Raw genomic sequence first — 17,018 nt, forward strand, 5'->3', positions numbered from 1 at the left:
TCAGCGACCCACGGCCTCCGCGAGGTGTCGACCCGTGAGGGTCGAGGCGTCGGCGACGAGGTCGGCGGGCGTGCCCGCGAAGACGAGCCGGCCGCCGTCGTGGCCGGCGCCGGGTCCCATCTCGAGCAGCCAGTCGGCGTGGGCCGCGACGGCCAGGTGGTGCTCCACGACGACGAGTGACGTGCCGGCGTCGACGAGCCGGTCGAGCAGCGCGAGCAGGGTCCCGACGTCGGCGGGGTGCAAGCCCGTCGTCGGCTCGTCGAGGACGTAGACCCCGCCGGGCGAGGCCATGTGCGCGGCGAGCTTGAGCCGCTGGCGCTCGCCGCCGGACAGCGTCGTCAGCGGCTGGCCGAGGACGAGGTAGCCGAGGCCGACGTCGACCAGGCGCTGCAGGACCTTCGCCGCCGCCGGCGTCCTCGCCTCACCCGCCGAGAAGACGCCGAGCGCCTCCTGCACCGGCAGCGCCAGCACCTCGGCGATGTCGAGGCCGCCGAGGCGGTGCTCCAGGACCGAGGCGTCGAAGCGGCGTCCCTCGCACTCCTCGCACGTCACCGGGACGCTCGTCATCGGCCCGAGGTCCACCTCGACCACGCCCGCGCCGGCGCACGCGGGGCACGCGCCCTCGGAGTTGCTGCTGAAGAGGGCGGGCTTGACGCCGTTGGCCTTGGCGAAGGCCTTGCGGATCGGCTCGAGCAGGCCCGTGTACGTCGCCGGGCTGCTACGCCGGGAGCCCTTGATCGGCGTCTGGTCGACCGAGACGACCTCGGGCACGTCGGGTCCGGTCGGCAGGCAGCCGTGGACGAGCGAGCTCTTGCCCGACCCGGCCACGCCCGTGACGACGCACAGGACGCCGAGGGGGACGTCGACGTCGACGCCGCGCAGGTTGTGCAGCGACGCGCCGCGGAGGGCGAGCGCACCGGTCGGCGTGCGGACGACATCCTTGAGCCGGGCGCGGTCGTCGAGGTGGCGGCCGGTGAGCGTGCCGCTGGTGCGCAACCCGGCGACGTCGCCGGCGTAGACGACGTGGCCGCCGCCGCTGCCGGCACCCGGGCCGAGGTCGACGACGTGGTCGGCGACGGCGACGACCTGCTGCTCGTGCTCGACGACGAGGACCGTGTTGCCCTTGTCCCGCAGCCGCGTGAGCAGGTCGATCATCCGGGCGACGTCGTGCGGGTGGAGGCCGGCGGTGGGCTCGTCGAAGACGTAGGTGACGTCGGAGAGCGCCGACCCCAGGTGCCGCACCATCTTCACCCGCTGCGCCTCGCCGCCGGAGAGGGTGCCGGGCGGGCGGTCGAGGGAGAGGTAGCCCAGGCCGATCTCCACGAGGGCGTCGAGGGTGTGCTGCAGGCCGGCGACGAGCGGGGCGACGGACGGCTCGTCGATCCCGCGGACCCACGCGGCGAGGTCGCTGACCTGCAGCGCGCTGACCTCGGCGATGGTCGCGCCCCGGACGCGGGAGGAGCGGGCGGGGGCGGCAAGGCGGGTGCCGTCGCACTCGGGGCAGGTGGCGAAGGTGACGGCGCGCTCGACGAAGGCCCGCACGTGCGGCTGCAACGACTCGACGTCCTTGGACAGGAACGACTTCCGGATCTTCGGGATGAGCCCCTCGTAGGTGAGGTTGATGCCGTCGACCTTGATCTTCGTCGGCTCCTTGTGGAGCAGGTCGTGCTTCTCGCGGGCGGTGTAGTCGCGGATCGGCTTGGTGGGGTCGAGGAAGCCGCTGCCGCTGAAGATGCGCCCGTACCAGCCGTCCATGCTGTAGCCGGGGACGAGGAAGGGGCCTTCGGCAAGGGACTTCGTGTCGTCGTAGAGGGCGCTGGTGTCGACGTCGCTGACGGCGCCGCGGCCCTCGCAGCGTGGGCACATGCCGCCGGTGCGGGTGTACTCCTGGCGGACCGCACGCCGCTCGCCGCGCTCGACCGTCATCGCGCCGGTCGCCCGGATCGAGGGGACGTTGAAGGAGAAGGCGCTCGGCGGGCCGACCTGCGGGTCGCCGAGGCGGCTGAACAGGATGCGCAGGAGCGCGCCGGCGTCGGTGGCGGTGCCGACGGTCGAGCGCGGGTCGGAGCCCATGCGCTCCTGGTCGACGACGATGGCGGCCGTCAGCCCCTCCAGCCGGTCCACGTCGGGGCGGTTGCGGGTCGGCGTGAAGCCCTGGACGAAGGCGCTGTAGGTCTCGTCGACGAGGCGCTGGGACTCCGCCGCGACCGTCCCGAAGACCAGTGAGCTCTTGCCCGAGCCGGAGACGCCCGTGAACACGGTGAGCCGGCGCTTGGGGATCTCCAGGCTGACGTCGCGGAGGTTGTTCTCGCGCGCGCCGGTGACGCGGATGACGTCGTGCTGGTCGGCCTGGTGGTCGGCCCCGTGGTCGACCTGGTGCGTCGTCGTGCCGGCAGCCATGGGCCTGTCCTCTCGGCGCCGGGGCCCGGGCGGGCTCATCGGTCGGCGCGGGAGTCGATGGTGGCCCCCTCCGGCGGCGGGGTCCAGGTGCTGACGGTGACGGCGAGGGTGACGGGCGTCGTCGCGGCGAGGCCAGCGACGCGCGCGTCGAGCTCCTGCGCGGTGGTGTGGTGGGCGCTGGGGCCCATGGCGGCGAGCGCGCGGGCGCGGTGACGGTCGACGTCGAGGCGCTCGCGGACGCTCGTCGTCGCACGCCGGGTGAAGCCGGGCAGGGAGCGGGTGAGCCGCTCGTCCTTCGCCGCGTCGACGCCGACCAGGCCGAGGGGAGCGGCGAGCTCGGCCAGGTGGTCGGGCTCGGGGGTGACGACGACGAGCGCGCCGCCCGCGGTCAGGACGCGCGCGGTCTCGGCGGCGGCGCGGGGCCCGAAGACGCTCGTCGCGACGTCGACGGTGCTGTCCCGCAGGGGGAACGGGTCGCGGAGGTCCGCGCCGACGGCGAGCGCGCGGGGGGAGGCGCGGGCGGCGCGGCGCAGCGCCGGGGCAGACAGGTCGAGGCAGAGGCCGAGCGCCTCGGGCAGGTGGTCGAGGACGCCGGCGAGGTACCAGCCGGTGCCGCCGGCGAGGTCGGCGACCACGGGCGGGGCGGAGGCCGGGCCGGGCTCGTCGGGCTCGTCGGGCGGGTCCGGCTCGGCGGGTGGGGGCGGGAGGGCGGCCGCGACCGCGGCCGCGAGGGCTGCGCGCACGGGGTCGTAGAGCCCGCTGGCGAGCAGCTCCGCCCGCGCGGCCACCATCGCGGCGGTGTCGGCGTTCTGGCTGGGGCGACGGCCGCGACCGAGCGTCACGGAGCCCTGCCGGGCGCGGTCGAAGGCGTGCCCGGCGGGGCAGAGCAGGCGCCGTCCGTCCTCGGTGAGCCCCTGCTCGCACACCGGGCACCGCAGCACCCGCAGCAGCGCGGCGGGCACAGGCGCGCTCACGCGGTCGAGGGTAGGGGCCAGCTCGATCGGCGCGTCTGAGGCTGTCTAGCGCCACGCCGAGATGCCTGAAGACGAGGGCATCGACGCTCCCCGTCGGACCCCGACCGAGGACGCGCCACCGGGTGATCTGGCCCAGACCGCCGGTAGGGCGTCCCCGGTCGCCAGAGGATCGAGCAGGTCACGGCTTGTGGGACCTGACCTGCAACCCGCGCCGCCTATGCTCCTTGTCGCGTCAAGCGACACGAGACCAATGCAAGAGGATGTGCCGACACATGTCGAGACGCGCCACGAACACGCCCGTCGAAGACGCTGAGGCCGGTCGCGGACTCCCGTCCAAGCAAGCACTGGGCAAGTGGGCCATTGTCCTGTCGAGCATTCTCGCGCACCTCGTCGTAGCCTCCGTCGTCCTCTCCACCGCATCGGACCGATTCCAGCTCGCCAGCGGTCCGACGATCTGGGACGTCGGCGCGGCCACCCTGCTCGCCCATGTGCCGGTGACGGCCCTGGCCGTTGCTTGTCGAGCAAGCAGGGGAAAGGACCTCATCGGCGCCCTCACCCTCCATGTGCTCAGTGTGCTGCTTTCTGCGGCCGTCGTCTTCTTCGTCACGTACTAGTCTTTACGCCCATGGTTGCTGCCTCCGTGGTCGGCATGACGAGGTGGCCGCCTCCCTCGGCATGATGACGAGCGCAGGCCTTCCCTCGCGGCTGTGGGGCGACGGTTGACGACGCATCGCGACAGACGGAGCAGCTCGCGCACCATCAACACCTACCGGTGTCGGCTGGTCATGGTCGAGGAGTCCGCGAGCTCCGGCGGAGCCAGCTGTCGTGAGAGAGGTCGCTGGCCACGCACGCCGGCGTCAGGGCTGCAGACGCGCATCCGGGCGGACTGGCCCCTTTCATCCCGCAGGTCGTCCCCGGTCGGCGACGCAGCGGTCGCGGCGCCGTCTCCCGCCTACGCTCCGCCCCATGCCCGACCGTCGTGCGCTGCTGCTCGGGCACTTGCGCCGGCTCGTGCGGTACGCCACCGGCTCCGGGGTGGCGACGGTGTGCTCGGTGGCGACCTTCGCGCTCGTGTACGCGCTCACCGGGTCGACGACGGCGGCCACCGTGCTCGGGTGGCTCGCGGGTGCGGTCCCCAACTACCTGCTGAACCGGGCGTGGGTGTGGCGCGTCGACGGGCGGCCGGACGTGCGCCGAGAGGTGGCGCCGTACGTCGCCGTCGTGCTCGGCACGGTGACGCTGGCAGCAGGCGCGACGAGGCTCACCGAGCACCTGCTGGAGGGCGCCGGGGCCACGCAGGCGGTCGTCGTCGCGGGCGTCAACGCGGCCTTCCTCGGGGTCTACGCCGTCCTGGCCCTGGTCCGGTACGCACTGCTGCACCAGCTCTTCCGGCGCCTGCCCGACCGCGGTGGGAGGGTGCCGGCCGGTGCCGCGGCCCGTGCGAGCGGGCCTGGCGCCGGCGCGGACGAGCCCACCGAGGAGCACCCATGAGCGGCACGGCGCCGCGCCCGGACGACGACGGCGCGGGCGCCTTCGCCCAGGCCACCGGCCGGAGCCTGGAGGAGGGCGCCGGCGCGGCGCAGCCGAACTACAAGGCCTACCAGCTGGAGCTGATGCGCCCGCACGTCGGCCGCTCGCTCCTGGAGGTCGGCGCCGGGCTCGGCGAGCTGGCGGCGACCTTCGCCGAGGGCATGTCGCTGGAACGGCACGTCGTCACCGACGTCGACCCAGGCGCCGTCGCCCACATCGCGCGTCGCTTCGCCGACCGGCCCGAGGTCCAGGCGCGGCGGCTCGACCTCTCGGGCGAGCTGCCCGACCTCGAGGCGCCCGTCGCGACCGTGCTCGCCGCCAACGTCCTGGAGCACCTGCAGGATGACGCCGGCGCGCTGCGGCGGCTGGCGCGGCTCGTCGAGCCGGGCGGGACCGTCGTCATGTTCGTCCCCGGCTACATGCAGCTGTACGGGGACTTCGACGCCCGCGTCGGGCACGTGCGCCGCTACACGCCGGCGACGCTGCGGGCGGCCTTCGACGGCGCCGGGCTGACGACGCGGCTCGTGCGCCCGGTGAACCTGCTCGGGGGGATCGCCTGGTGGGCGGCGGTGCGCCGCGGCGGCGTCGGCTCGCCGAGGCCGGGGCTCGTGCGGGTCTACGACGGCGTCGTCGTGCCCGTCACCCGGGTGCTCGAGAAGGTCGTCACCCCGCCCTTCGGGCAGTCGGTGCTCGGCGTCGCGCAGGTGCCCGGGCCCCGGTGAGCGCCGCGCGGCGGAGAAGGGCTACGAAGTCCGCCTCCTGGGGCCTGCGCCGCGAAGAAGGGCTCCGAAGTCCGGGTCGGAGCGGGCGGGGGCGGGCTCAGGCGGGCGGGCGGGCGCCGCGCCGTCGCAGCGCCGAGGCGGCGAGGACGGCGGCGGGCGGCAGCAGCAGGACGCCGGGCAGCTGGTAGCGCCAGATGAACTCGGTCGTCAGCGCCGGCAGCAGGGACAGGCCGAACCCGACGAGCACGAGCAGCAGCACGTAAGGGCGCGCGGCGCCGGCCCGGGGGAGGACGGCGCCCGCGAGCGCGACGACGAGCGAGAGCAGCACCACCGGTCCGGGCACGTACCCCACCCGCTGGTAGGCCACGAGGGCGTCCGCCCACGGCTGCCGCGGCTCGGGCGGCGACTCGGCGTAGCGGGCCCAGCCCATCTGCGTCCACGCCGTCGAACGGGGCGCGAGGTAGCTCTCGAACCGCCACTTGGGCGTGGTGTCGTACTCGAAGCGGTCGACGCGCCAGGGGTCGAACATCAGCACGGCGTCGCGCAGCACGATGCGCGCGTAGTCCCCGGGCTGCTCCGCGAGGGCCTGGCGGGCGAAGTCGCGGAGCACCTCCTCCCGGTCGACGCCGGGCGGCACCGCGAGCGACTGGGCGCCGACGCCGATCTGGTACCAGCCGTAGTCGGTGGGGTCGCGCCGCTCCCCGACGGGCTCGGGCGGGCACAGCACCTCGGCGTACGGCGGGAGGTCCAGGCGGTCGCACTGGACGAACGTCGTCGTCCGCATGTACGCCGACGTCCCGCCGATGCCGGAGAGGGCGAAGGTCCCGTTCGCGCTCTGGTACCACGCGGCGTAGGCCCCCACCGGCACGACGAAGGCGACGGCGAGCAACAGCGCGGTGAGCACGCGGCGCCAGCGGCCGGCGGCGGCGAGCAGGCAGAAGACGACGCCCGCGAGGACGAGCGGCGTCCCGACCTGGCGGGTGATGGTCGCGAGACCCATGACGAGGCCGGCGACGAGGGCGATGCCCGGCGTCGGGCGTCGTCGCCACCCGAGGAGGACGACGGCGAGGACCACGAGGTCGAGGAAGAGGGCGTCGCTGAGCGCCGTGTGCTCCAGCAGCAGGACCATCGCGTCGAGGAGCACCGGCGCGGCGGCGGCTGCGGCCCACCAGCGCCCGACCCCCCAGCGGCGTAGGACGGCGTACAGCCCGGTGGCGGCGGCGAGCCCGAGCAGGTGCTGGACGCCGACGACGAGGGCGAGGGAGTCCGCGACCAGCGAGAGCGGCAGCAGCAGGAGGAGGCCGTAGCCGTCGGGGCGCGCGACGCTCGGGGTGAGGTCGTCGAGGAAGGCGAGGTAGGAGGGGGCGTCGCTGACCATGAGCGCGCCCGGGAAGGCGACGGTAACGACGACCCGCAGCAGCGCCCCGAGGCCGAGGAGGACGAGGAAGGGGGCGTGGTCGGCGAGCAGGGCGCGGGCCCCTTGTCGGGCCCGTCCGCGGCCGTCGGCGGCGTCGCTCGCGCCGGGCGCCTCCCGGTCCGCCTCCGCCGTCGTCACGGGACCAGGGTGCGGCATGACCGCCGGAGCCTCATGCCGATGGGCGCCGCTCCGTCGCCCACCCCACCCTCCCCTTCCCTCCCGATGTGTGACCTTGACGCGGACCTGACCCCGACGCCCCTTCCGCGATGTGTGACCTCGACGCGACGAAGGGCCGCGCGAGGAGCCGCGACGAGGTCACACGTCGCGGGGATGGGGGCGGCGGCGCAGGGCGGGGGCCGTCTCGTCGGCGGGGCGCAGGAGGCCTTCGCGCCACCACGTGCCGAGGACGACGCGGGCGTAGCGGGAGCCGTAGACGAGGTTCGTGCCCTTCTTCGTCGACCCGGACGTGCGCACGTGCATCGTCGCCGGGACCTCGCGGACCCGGTACCCGTGCGACAGGACGCCGAGGAGCAGCTCGGAGGACTGGTACTGCGGCTGGCGCAGCGTGAGCACGCCGGTCAGGTCGGCGCGCATCGCCCGCAGGCCGAAGGAGGTGTCGGTGACCCACGTGCCCGAGACCGCGCTGACGACGCCCGCGAAGACGTGGACCCCGAGGCGGCGGAAACGGTCGCGCGTCATCTGCCGACCCAGGCGGCGCGATCCCGTGACGAAGTCGGCCTCGCCGGCGACGACGGGCGCGAGCACCGCGGGCAGGTCGCCGACGTCGTACTGCCCGTCGGCGTCGGTCGTGACGACGTACCGCGCGCCGCGCTCGCGGGCCACCCGGTAGCCCAGCCGCAGGGCCGCCCCCTGCCCGCGGTTGACCGGGCACGCGACGGCGAGGACCTCCGGCGCCCCCTCGGGCGGCCCGGCCTCCGCGAGCGCCCGGCCCGCGGCCGCGACGGCCTGCGCCGTGCCGTCGGTGCTGCCGTCGTCGACGACGACGACGAGCACTCCCAGCCCGCAGACCTCCCCCGGCAGCGCGGCGAGAACCGCCCCGATGCCGGGCGCCTCGTCGTAGGCGGCGATGACGACGGCGACCGGCGCCGGCGGCCCCTCGGGCGCGGCCGGCAGGGCGGCGAGGGCGGCGCGGTCGACGTCGTCGGGCCCGACCGGGCCGGCACGGCGTCCTCGGCGTCCGCGCAGCAGCGCCGTCAGACCGACCGCCCCCGCCCCCGGCAGCATCGCCAGGACCGGCAGCAGCACCGCGGGCGTGACGCCCTCGACCAGGGCACCGGCCGCGAAGAGCCCCGGGACGACGGCGAGCGCCGCCGCAGCCCACCGCAGCCGGGAGCGGCGGGCACGCCCGAGCCCCAGCAGCGCCGCGAGCGTCAGGACGGCCGCCACCGCCGCCGCCAGCACCTCGAGCGTCACCGGCACGTCGCGCACGACCCCCACGGGCTCGACACCCAGCCCACGCGGCGGCGGCGCCGTGAGGAAGACGTCCTCGACGGGCCGTCCGAGCAGCAGGGTCACGACGTCGTCGGGGCGCGGTCCGGCGAAGGGGGCCAGCAGCGCCAGCGGCCCGGTGTCCCCGCCCGGTGACAGCACCAGCAGCAGCACGGACGCCCCGACGGCGGCGAGCAGCGCCAGCACCGACGCCACCAGGCCCGAGCGCGCCGTCCACAGCGCGGCGACGAGGGCACCGACGACGCACAGGACGAGCGCCGGCTCCAGCACCCCGCGCCCGGCGGCCGCCACCTGCGCCGGCCCGAGCGCCAATGGGGCCGCCGCGAGCGCCGACAGCCACCGCCACACCCCCCACCGCTGGGCGATCACGGCGACCAGCAGCGCCCCGAGCAGGCCCAGCCCGTGCGCCGCGACGAGCTCGACGCCGGTCGCCTCCTCGGGCCACGTGCTCGCGCGCGCCCCCGCGCCGAGGGCCAGCACGACCGCCAGCGGCGCCTGCGGCAGCAGCGACGCGCCGGGGACGCCACCGGCCCCCCGTCGGCTCTCCTCGCCGGTGCGGACGGCGGGGCGGCCCCGCCGCGGTCGGTCCCTCAGCGCGTGCCGCCCACCGGCGTCGCGGCGGGGCCGGCCGGCGCGGCGTCGACGAGGTCGTCCGAGCCGGCCGTCGCCGGGTCCGCCGACGGCCGGAAGTCCGGCCACGCGCTCGCCAGCCCCGCGGCGAGCCCGGTGGTGGGCTCGTACCCGAGCGAGCGTGCGCGCGAGATGTCGACGACGACGGCCGGCATCTCCCCGGCGCGGGCCGGCTGGTGCTCCACCGGGATCGGCGCGCCCGTCGCCTCCCGCGCCGCCGCGACCATCTCGGTGACCGTGTACGAGCGGGCGCCACCCACGACCGTCGGGCCGCTGGGCCACCCCAGCGCCGCGTCGGCGAGCGCCGCCGCGGCGTCGTGCACGTGCACGAGGTCGCGCCGCTGCTGCCCGTCGCCGTAGACGACGACGCCGCGGCCCTGCGCGGCCGCCCGCAGCAGCCGCGGCACGAAGCTGTCCTTGGCCCGCATCCCCGGGCCGTACACGTTGGTGAGCCGCACCGCGGGCGCCCGCAGCCCGAAGGCCCCCGCGTAGCCCGAGAGCAGCATCTCCGCCGCCGCCTTGCTCGCCCCGTACGGCGTCAGCGGCCGCAGCGGCAGGTCCTCGGTGATGGTCCCGGTCCCGACGTCGCCGACGACGGCGTTCGTCGAGGCCAGGACGAGGCCCCCGACCCCGCGCGTGCGGCACAGCTCCAGCAGCCCGGCGGTCGCCGTCACGTTGAGGTCGACCGTCTCCTGCGGGCGCTCCACCGACCCCAGCACCGAGGTCACGGCCGCGAGGTGCACGACGACGTCGAGCCCCGGCACGACGGCACGGTCGCGTGTGCCGACGTCACGCAGGTCCCCCACGACGGTCGGCACGTCGGGGTGCGCCGAGCGGTCGACGGCGGACACCTGCGCGCCCCGCCCGAGCAGCGCGGCGACGACGTGCCGGCCGACGAAGCCGCAGGCGCCGGTGACGAGGACGCGCGGTCCGCTCACGCGCCGTACCGCTGGGGCCTCACGCGCCCGACAGCCGCAGCGCGGGCGCCTGGTTCGCCGCCCGACGCCAGTCGACGACGGGCTTCATCGCCTCGCGGTCGACCCGGCCGGCGTGCTCCTCGACGACCTTGAACATCGACGTCAGCAGCGTGTCGGAGAGGTGGTGGGGCTGCAGGCCGAGGGACTCCAGCGCCGTGTGCACGAAGGAGTAGTGGTGGTTCTCCATCTCCACGCGCGGGTTGTCGACGTGCACCACCTCGGCGACGCCCGGGTAGGCCTGCGCGACCGTCTCGGCCATCTGCGTGAGCGAGAACTTCTCCGTCGCCTGGTTGAACACCCGGAACTCACCGCGGTCGGCGGGGTTCTCGCAGGCCAGGCGGATGCACTCCACCGTGTCGCGGATGTCGATCGTCGCGCGGGTCTGGCTGCCGCCGCCGTAGATGGTCAGCGGCTCGCCCAGCACCGCCTGGATGGCGAAGCGGTTGATCACCGTGCCGAAGACCGAGTCGTAGTCCAGCCGCGTGACCAGGCGCGGGTCGAGGACCGTCTCGTCGGTCTCCTGCCCGTACACCACGCCCTGGTTGAGGTCGGTGACCCGCAGCCCCCAGATCCGGCAGCCGTACTCGAGGTTGTGGGAGTCGTGCACCTTGGAGAGGTGGTAGAAGCTGCCCGGCTTCTTCGGGAAGAGCACCCGGTCGGAGCGGCCCTTGTGGGTGACCTCGAGCCACCCCTCCTCGATATCGATGTTCGGCTGCCCGTACTCGCCCATCGTCCCGAGCTTGACGACGTGGACGTCGCGGTCCAGCTCGCCGATGGCGTACATGAGGTTGAGCGTGCCCACGACGTTGTTGACCTGCGTGTGCACCGCGTGCTTGCGGTCGATCATCGAGTACGGCGCGGCGCGCTGCTCCGCGAAGTGGACGACGGCCTCCGGCTGGAACTCCCGGAGCACGGCGTACAGGCCGTCGGCGTCGCAGAGGTCGGTCGTCCAGGCCGGGAGAGTCTTGCCGCTGACCTCGCGCCACGCGCGCACCCGCGTCGCCATCGACTCGATCGGGACGAGGCTGCCCGCGCCCAGCTCGTGGTCGTACTGGCGGCGCAGCCCGTTGTCCAGGACGCCGACCTCGTGCCCCTTCGCCGACAGGTACATGACCGTCGGCCAGCCCAGGTAGCCGTCGCCGCCCAGCACCAGGATGCGCATCCCGCTCCTCTCCCGCGGACCACGCCCCGGGCCCGCTCCTGCGCGGGCTCCTGGCCCGCGGCCCAGACGGTATCCCGCACCGGGCCGCCCGCAGGTCGCCGCACCCACCGGTCACCTGCCGGCGGTCCGCCAGCCACGTCAGGCCCGGAGGTGCCGTGCGGACGGGCGGTGCGGCAGGGCGCCCGGGTGCGCGACGAGGCAGGCGTTCAAGGTCCACCGGCGGCGTGCCGATGCTCCCCGCGGAGACCCCGCGCGCCTCGTGGCGGCCCGGGGGTGGAGAGGAGATAGCCGTGGGGCGTTGGGGGCCTGAGCGCGGGGCGGGCTGGACGAGGTCGCCGGAGGAGCGGCTCGACGTCGTCCGCACGGTCCTGCTGCTGCTCCTGTACGGGGTGGTCACCGGGTGGGTGCGCACCCACGCGACGGTGCTCGAGCTGGCCTGGCCGGCGGCGGGGCTCGCCGCGCTCTGGCTCGCCGGTTCCTGGGGACGACCTCGCCGGCTGGCCCGTGACGCCGTCCTCGTGGTGCTGACCACCGTCGTGACCTACCTCGCGGTCGGGTACCCCGCCGCACGCGGCATGGCCGTCGGCGTCGTGGCCGTCCTCTCCGGCCTCGTCACCGTCGCGACGCTCGACCGGCTGGTCGGGGGCCGGTGCCGGGTGGCGGAGGACCTCACCGTCCGCCGGACCTCCGAGCTCGTCGCCGTCCTCGCCGCCGCCCTCGCCGGCGGGCTCGTCCCGGCCCTGGTCGCCCCGGGGCTGCTGCGGGCCGTCGTCGACGAGGACATCCCGCTCGTCATGCAGGAGTGGTGGCTGCGCAGCTCCGCCGCCACCTTCGTCCTGCTCGCCGTGGGGCTGCGGCTGCGCACCCGGGTGCTGCCCGCGCTCTCCCGCCTCGTCGACCGCGGCGCCGGCGGCGCCGGCCTCCACGAGCTGGCCGACGCCCCGGGCGGGCCGGCGCCGGAGGCCGCCCCGAGGTCACGCCCGGTCGAGGCGCTCGCCGTCGGCTCCGTCCTCGCAGGCTGCTACGCCGTGGCGACGGCCCAGCAGGACCCGACCGTCCTCGTCGTCACCCTGCTCCCCCTGGCCGTGTGGGCCGGGCTCCGGCTGACGACCGACCACGTCGTCCTCCTCGTGCTCGCGAACGCCGTCGGCCTGCTCTTCCTCGCGGACGCGACGACCGGCCCGTCCCTGCGCGTCCTGACCGAGCGCGAGGTGCTGATGACGCAGGTCGTGGTCGTCGTCGTCAGCTTCTGCGTGCTGGTCCTGGCCCTGCACCGGGACGCGCAGAGCGGGCTCGCCGTGCGCGAGCGGTGCACGCGCCGGGCGGCGCAGCAGCAGGCCCGCCTGCTCGAGGCGGTCGTCGCCAGCGCCCGCGAGGGCGTCTTCGTCCTCGACGCCGCGGACCGGGTGGTCCTCGACAACGCCGCGGCCCGCGCGATGCTGGGGATGCCGCACGAGGCGTCCCGCGCCGTGCGGGTCGCCTCGTACACGATGCACCTGCCGGACGGCACCCCTCTCGGCGAGGGCGAGAAGCCCGGCGCGGCCGCGCTGGCTGGCGTGACGTCGGACGGGCAGCTCGTGCTGGTGCGCCGCGCCGACGGCGGGGAGAGCTGGGTCGAGGTCAGCGCCCGTCCCCTGCCCGGCCCCGACGGCACGGGCGCCGTCGTGACCTTGGTGGACGTCACCGACCGGCGCCGCTCGGCCCGCGTCAACGCCGAGCGCGAGCGGCTGTTCCGCCTGGCCCTCGACGCCTCGCCCCTGGGCCTGCTGGTGCTGCCGCTGACCCCTGGGGACCGGAAGGTGGCCCGCTCGAACCCGGCCATGGCACGGCTGCTCGGCCGCACCGACCTCGACGGCTGCGACGTCGCCGACCTCGCCGAGCCCACCGACATGCCGCTGCTGCACGCCGCCCTCGACGCGATGGCCGACGGCGTCGACGTCGAGCGCTTCGAGGTGCGGCTGCTCGGCCCGGGTGGGCGGCGGGTCCGCTGCGCCTGCACCGCCTCGGTGGTCGCCGCCGGCGACGGTGCGCCGGAGGCGGTGCTCCTCGTCGAGGACGTCACCGAGCGGCACGAGATCGAGGTGCTGCTGGCCCACCAGGCCTCGCACGACGCCCTGACGGGGCTGCCGAACCGTGCGCTGCTGCTCGACCGGCTCGACGACCTGCTCCGCCCGGGCCCCGCCGCCGACTCGCGGGTCGGGGTCCTCTACCTGGACCTCGACGGCTTCAAAGCCGTCAACGACGCCGAGGGCCACGCGGTCGGCGACGACGTCCTGCGCGCCGTCGCGGGGCGGCTCGACGCCGCGGTGCGGCCCGGAGACACCGTCGCCCGCCTCGGCGGGGACGAGCTCGTCGTCGTCTGCCCCGGCCTCTCGGTGCCCGCGGACCTCGACGTCGTCGCGGCGCGGGTGGTCGCCGCCGTCGGCGCGCCCTACGACCCCCCGGCCCGCCTGCACCGCATCACCGCGAGCCTCGGCACGGCCCTCGCCGCGGGCGGCGAGGACGCGGCGACGGTGCTCGCCCGTGCCGATGCGGCGATGTACGCCGCCAAGCGCGCGGGTGGGGACCGGTGGTGCGCGGCCCCGCGGGCGCCGCGGGAGGGGCCCACGCCCCTCGGCGGTGACCGGGTCGACGACGAGGCGTGGCGGCCCGAGGTCTCGACCGCCTGCTAGCGCCGGGTACACCTAGGGCGCGGCGACCGGCCTCGCGATCACGAGCAGCGTGAGGTCGTCAGAGCTGGGCCCGCCGGCGTGGGCCTCGACGGCCGCGAGGACGGCGTCGGCGGTGGCGTCCTGGGCGTGCGGCCCGCGGCGGTCCTCGGGCGCGATGCCGTCGAGGGCGGCGAGCAGGCCGTCCCCGCCGAGCATCTGCCGGGAGGAGTCCATCGTCTCGGTGACGCCGTCGGTGAAGAGCACCAGCTGGTCACCGGGCCGCAACGGCACCGCCTCGTCGTAGGTGCTGACGTCGGGCAGCACCCCGAGCAGCGACCCGTGGCGGCCGACGTGGCGCGCCGGGCCGTCGGCGGGCAGCAGCACCGGGCGCGGGTGGCCAGCCAGGGCGACGACGGCGGTCGCGGCCCCCCCGGACCCCGGTCTCCCGTCCGTCAGCGCCCCGTCCGTCGGCGCCCCGTCCATGACCGCCTCGTCGCCAGCCGGGTCGGCGAGGTCGGGCAGCGCGACGACGGCGGCGGTGGCGAACCGCCCGTCCATGGCGTCCAGGACGACGGCGGCGACGTCGCGCAGCAGCTCCGCGGGCCCGTCCACCGTCGTCGCGACACCCCGCAGGGACCACCGCAGCACGCCGGTGGCGGCGGCCGCCCGGGGGCCCCGGCCGGAGATGTCCCCGATGACGGCGAACCAGCCGCCACCGGGTCGGGGGACGAGGTCGTAGACGTCTCCGCTGACGGCGCCGCGGGAGCCGTCGGCGCGGGTCGCCGGGGAGTAGCGGACGGCCAGGGCGTACCCCGGCGCGTCCGGGAGCCGGCGGGGCACGAGCGTGCGCTGCAGCTGCTCGGCCAGCTCGGTCTGCTCCAGGCGCGAGACGTCGCGGGCCCGCTCGGCCTCGACCCGGTCGGTGACGTCGCGCTGGACCGCGACGTAGTGCGTCAGCACGCCCTCGGCGTCGTGCAGGGGTGAGAGGGACAGCTCGTTGACGAAGACGGTGCCGTCCGCCCGGCCGTTGGGCAGCGTGACGACGCCGCTGCGGCCCTCGCGCAGGAGCGCACGGATCCGGGCGGGGGCGTCCCCGACGTCGAGGCCGTCCTGCAGGAACCGGCAGTTGCGGCCCAGGGCCTGGGCCGCGGTGTACCCCGTGGTCTGGGTGAAGGCCGGGTTGACGTAGACGATCGGCTCGTCCGGCCGGCGCATGTCCGAGACGCACACGGCCTGGTCGACGGCCTCCAGCGCGGCGACCAGCAGGCCGCGGTCACCGGCGGTCGCGTCCACGGCGGACGACGGGGTGGCACGGTCGGCGCAGACAGGCGTCTCGCTCACACGCACCTCCTCGTCCCGGCCCTGCAGCGTGGGCCCCCCGCCGCGGCGACGCTACCTGGGAGCCCCGGCGCCCGCGGAGCCGTCACGGCCCACGACGGCGAGGACCGGGGACGTCGGCCGCCCGCGACGGCGCCGTGCCCCGGACGACAGCAGCCCCGGACGTCGGTCCGGGGCTGCTGCTCACGGTGCGCGAGGGGGGAGTTGAACCCCCACGCCCTTTCGGGCACACGGACCTGAACCGTGCGCGTCTGCCATTCCGCCACTCGCGCGAGCGGTGCCGAGGCTAGCACCCGGGCGCCGCCGCCCCGGACGACGAGAGAACCCCCCGACGGCCGGGTGGGGCCGGTGAGGTGGTCCGGTCGGGTGAGCCGGACGGGGCCCTGCCGGACCACGACGGGCCGCGCCGGGCCGAGGACGGCGGTGCGCCCGGACGTCGTCGCTAGGCTGGCGGGCGCTCGTGAGCCACGGGCAGCCCGACGACAGACGCGATCGCAGACCCGGTGACGGGGCAGAGGCCGAGCAGGAGGGAGGCTGCGGTGGGAGCACTCGACCGCTTCGAGAAGCGCATCGAGCGCGCCGTCAACGGCGTCTTCGCCCGCGCCTTCCGCAGCGAGGTCCAGCCCGTCGAGCTGGCGAGCGCCCTGCGCAAGGAGACCGACACCTCCGCGCAGGTGCTGAGCCGCCAGCGCACGCTCGTCCCCAACGCCTTCACCATCGCGCTCGGCCCGGGCGACCACGACCGGATCGCGACGTGGGACGACGCGCTGGGCGAGGAGCTCGCCGACGCCGTCACCGAGCACGCCCGCCAGCAGCACTACGCCTTCCTCGGCCCCGTCTCGGTCGTCTTCGAGCGTGACGAGGAGCTGGAGACAGGCGTCTTCAACGTCCGCAGCGCCCGGGTGCGCGGCTCCATCGCCCCCGCGACGGCGGCCTCGGCGACACCCGAGCACCCCGTGCTCGACGTCGACGGCAGCCGCTACCAGCTCACCGGGCGCGCGACCGTGGTCGGCCGGGGCAGCGAGTCCGACGTCGTCGTCGACGACCCCGGGGTCTCGCGGCGCCACGTCGAGATCCGGGTCGAGGCGGGCCGTGCGAGCGTCCGGGACCTCGGCTCCACCAACGGCACCTTCCTCGACGGGCGCCGGGTCGAGTCCGCGCCGCTCGTGGACGGCGCCGTCATCGCGGTCGGGCGCACCCGCATCACCTTCTCCAGCCGCGACCGCACGCGGCGGCCGGAGACCTCCGAGCTCGACCTCGGCGGTGACGGCCGGTGAGCGAGCTGGCCTTCACGGCCCTGCGGCTCGGCCTTCTCGTGCTGCTGTGGGTGCTCGTGCTCTCCGTCGTCGGCGTGCTGCGCGGCGACATCTTCGGCGCCCGCTCGGCCCGCGCCGCCGCGCCCGCCGGTCCGCAGCGCCGCGACAACGCGCCGCCGCCCCCGCGCGAGGACCGCGGCTCGCCGCGCGCCGTCGTCGTCGTCGAGGGCCCGCTGCGCGGCACGAGCCTGACGCTCGCGAGCTCGCCCGTCGTCATCGGCCGGTCTCCCGACTCCACGCTCGTGCTGGACGACGACTACGCCTCCGGCCGGCACGCCCGGCTCTTCCCCCAGGACGGGGCGTGGTGGGTCGAGGACCTCGGCTCGACGAACGGCACCCTGCTCGGCCGCGACCAGCTCGGGGCCGCCACCCCCGTGCGCGCCGGGGCGCAGCTACGGATCGGTCGTACGGTCCTCGAGCTGCGGCGGTAA

At 75.9% G+C, this 17,018-nt stretch carries 13 protein-coding genes and 1 tRNA gene; 6 read left to right on the forward strand and 8 right to left on the reverse strand.

The window, feature by feature from the left end; genetic code table 11:
* Positions 1-2,400, reverse strand: a complete 2,400-nt coding sequence (locus WDV86_RS09055) for an excinuclease ABC subunit UvrA (RefSeq protein ID WP_339567296.1) — start codon at positions 2,398-2,400, stop codon at positions 1-3.
* A gap of 35 nt (positions 2,401-2,435) precedes the next feature.
* Complete coding sequence (locus WDV86_RS09060) at positions 2,436-3,374, reverse strand: putative RNA methyltransferase (protein WP_339567297.1); 939 nt, start codon at positions 3,372-3,374, stop codon at positions 2,436-2,438.
* A gap of 272 nt (positions 3,375-3,646) precedes the next feature.
* On the opposite strand from WDV86_RS09060, the gene WDV86_RS09065 reads away from it, so the two are divergent.
* The 3 genes from WDV86_RS09065 to WDV86_RS09075 all read left to right on the forward strand — a co-directional run bounded on the left by WDV86_RS09065 (position 3,647) and on the right by WDV86_RS09075 (position 5,626).
* The gene (locus tag WDV86_RS09065) at positions 3,647-3,988 is read left to right on the forward strand and encodes a hypothetical protein (protein ID WP_339567298.1); all 342 of its coding nucleotides are present in this window, start codon (positions 3,647-3,649) and stop codon (positions 3,986-3,988) included.
* 352 nt (positions 3,989-4,340) lie between these two features.
* Positions 4,341-4,865 (forward strand): GtrA family protein, encoded by a 525-nt coding sequence (locus WDV86_RS09070; RefSeq protein WP_339567299.1) that lies wholly within the window; start codon positions 4,341-4,343, stop codon positions 4,863-4,865.
* Positions 4,862-5,626 (forward strand): class I SAM-dependent methyltransferase, encoded by a 765-nt coding sequence (locus WDV86_RS09075; RefSeq protein ID WP_339567300.1) that lies wholly within the window; start codon positions 4,862-4,864, stop codon positions 5,624-5,626. Before WDV86_RS09070 ends, WDV86_RS09075 begins: the two co-directional genes overlap by 4 nt.
* Positions 5,627-5,723: 97 nt before the next feature.
* Here WDV86_RS09075 and WDV86_RS09080 read toward each other — a convergent pair whose 3' ends face one another.
* The 4 genes from WDV86_RS09080 to WDV86_RS09095 form a co-directional block, all read right to left on the reverse strand.
* Positions 5,724-7,181 carry a hypothetical protein gene (locus WDV86_RS09080; RefSeq protein ID WP_339567301.1) on the reverse strand — a complete coding sequence of 486 codons (1,458 nt, stop codon included), beginning with the start codon at positions 7,179-7,181 and terminating at the stop codon, positions 5,724-5,726.
* A gap of 177 nt (positions 7,182-7,358) precedes the next feature.
* A complete protein-coding gene (locus WDV86_RS09085; RefSeq protein ID WP_339567302.1) occupies positions 7,359-8,993 on the reverse strand; it encodes a glycosyltransferase family 2 protein in 1,635 nt (544 codons plus the stop codon).
* 110 nt (positions 8,994-9,103) lie between these two features.
* On the reverse strand, positions 9,104-10,081 hold the full coding sequence (locus WDV86_RS09090) for an NAD-dependent epimerase/dehydratase family protein (RefSeq protein WP_339567303.1): 978 nt from the start codon (positions 10,079-10,081) through the stop codon (positions 9,104-9,106).
* A 19-nt stretch (positions 10,082-10,100) separates the two neighbouring features.
* Positions 10,101-11,282 (reverse strand): NAD-dependent epimerase/dehydratase family protein, encoded by a 1,182-nt coding sequence (locus tag WDV86_RS09095; protein ID WP_339567304.1) that lies wholly within the window; start codon positions 11,280-11,282, stop codon positions 10,101-10,103.
* A gap of 290 nt (positions 11,283-11,572) precedes the next feature.
* Here WDV86_RS09095 and WDV86_RS09100 point away from each other — a divergent pair, with 290 nt between their 5' ends.
* Positions 11,573-13,954, forward strand: coding sequence for a diguanylate cyclase domain-containing protein (locus WDV86_RS09100; protein ID WP_339567305.1), 2,382 nt, complete (start codon positions 11,573-11,575; stop codon positions 13,952-13,954).
* A gap of 12 nt (positions 13,955-13,966) precedes the next feature.
* On the opposite strand, the gene WDV86_RS09105 is transcribed toward WDV86_RS09100, so the two are convergent.
* Positions 13,967-15,274 carry a PP2C family protein-serine/threonine phosphatase gene (locus WDV86_RS09105; RefSeq protein ID WP_339567306.1) on the reverse strand — a complete coding sequence of 436 codons (1,308 nt, stop codon included), beginning with the start codon at positions 15,272-15,274 and terminating at the stop codon, positions 13,967-13,969.
* A 186-nt stretch (positions 15,275-15,460) separates the two neighbouring features.
* Positions 15,461-15,543: transfer RNA gene (locus tag WDV86_RS09110), tRNA-Leu, on the reverse strand.
* Between the two features lie 267 nt (positions 15,544-15,810).
* On the opposite strand from WDV86_RS09110, the gene WDV86_RS09115 reads away from it, so the two are divergent.
* A complete protein-coding gene (locus WDV86_RS09115) occupies positions 15,811-16,548 on the forward strand; it encodes a DUF3662 and FHA domain-containing protein (RefSeq protein WP_339567307.1) in 738 nt (245 codons plus the stop codon).
* Positions 16,545-17,018: an FHA domain-containing protein FhaB/FipA gene (locus tag WDV86_RS09120; protein WP_339567308.1), complete on the forward strand. Its 474-nt coding sequence runs from the start codon at positions 16,545-16,547 to the stop codon at positions 17,016-17,018. Before WDV86_RS09115 ends, WDV86_RS09120 begins: the two co-directional genes overlap by 4 nt.

This window comes from Pseudokineococcus sp. 1T1Z-3, from assembly GCF_037482365.1.
Lineage (GTDB): Bacteria > Actinomycetota > Actinomycetes > Actinomycetales > Quadrisphaeraceae > Pseudokineococcus.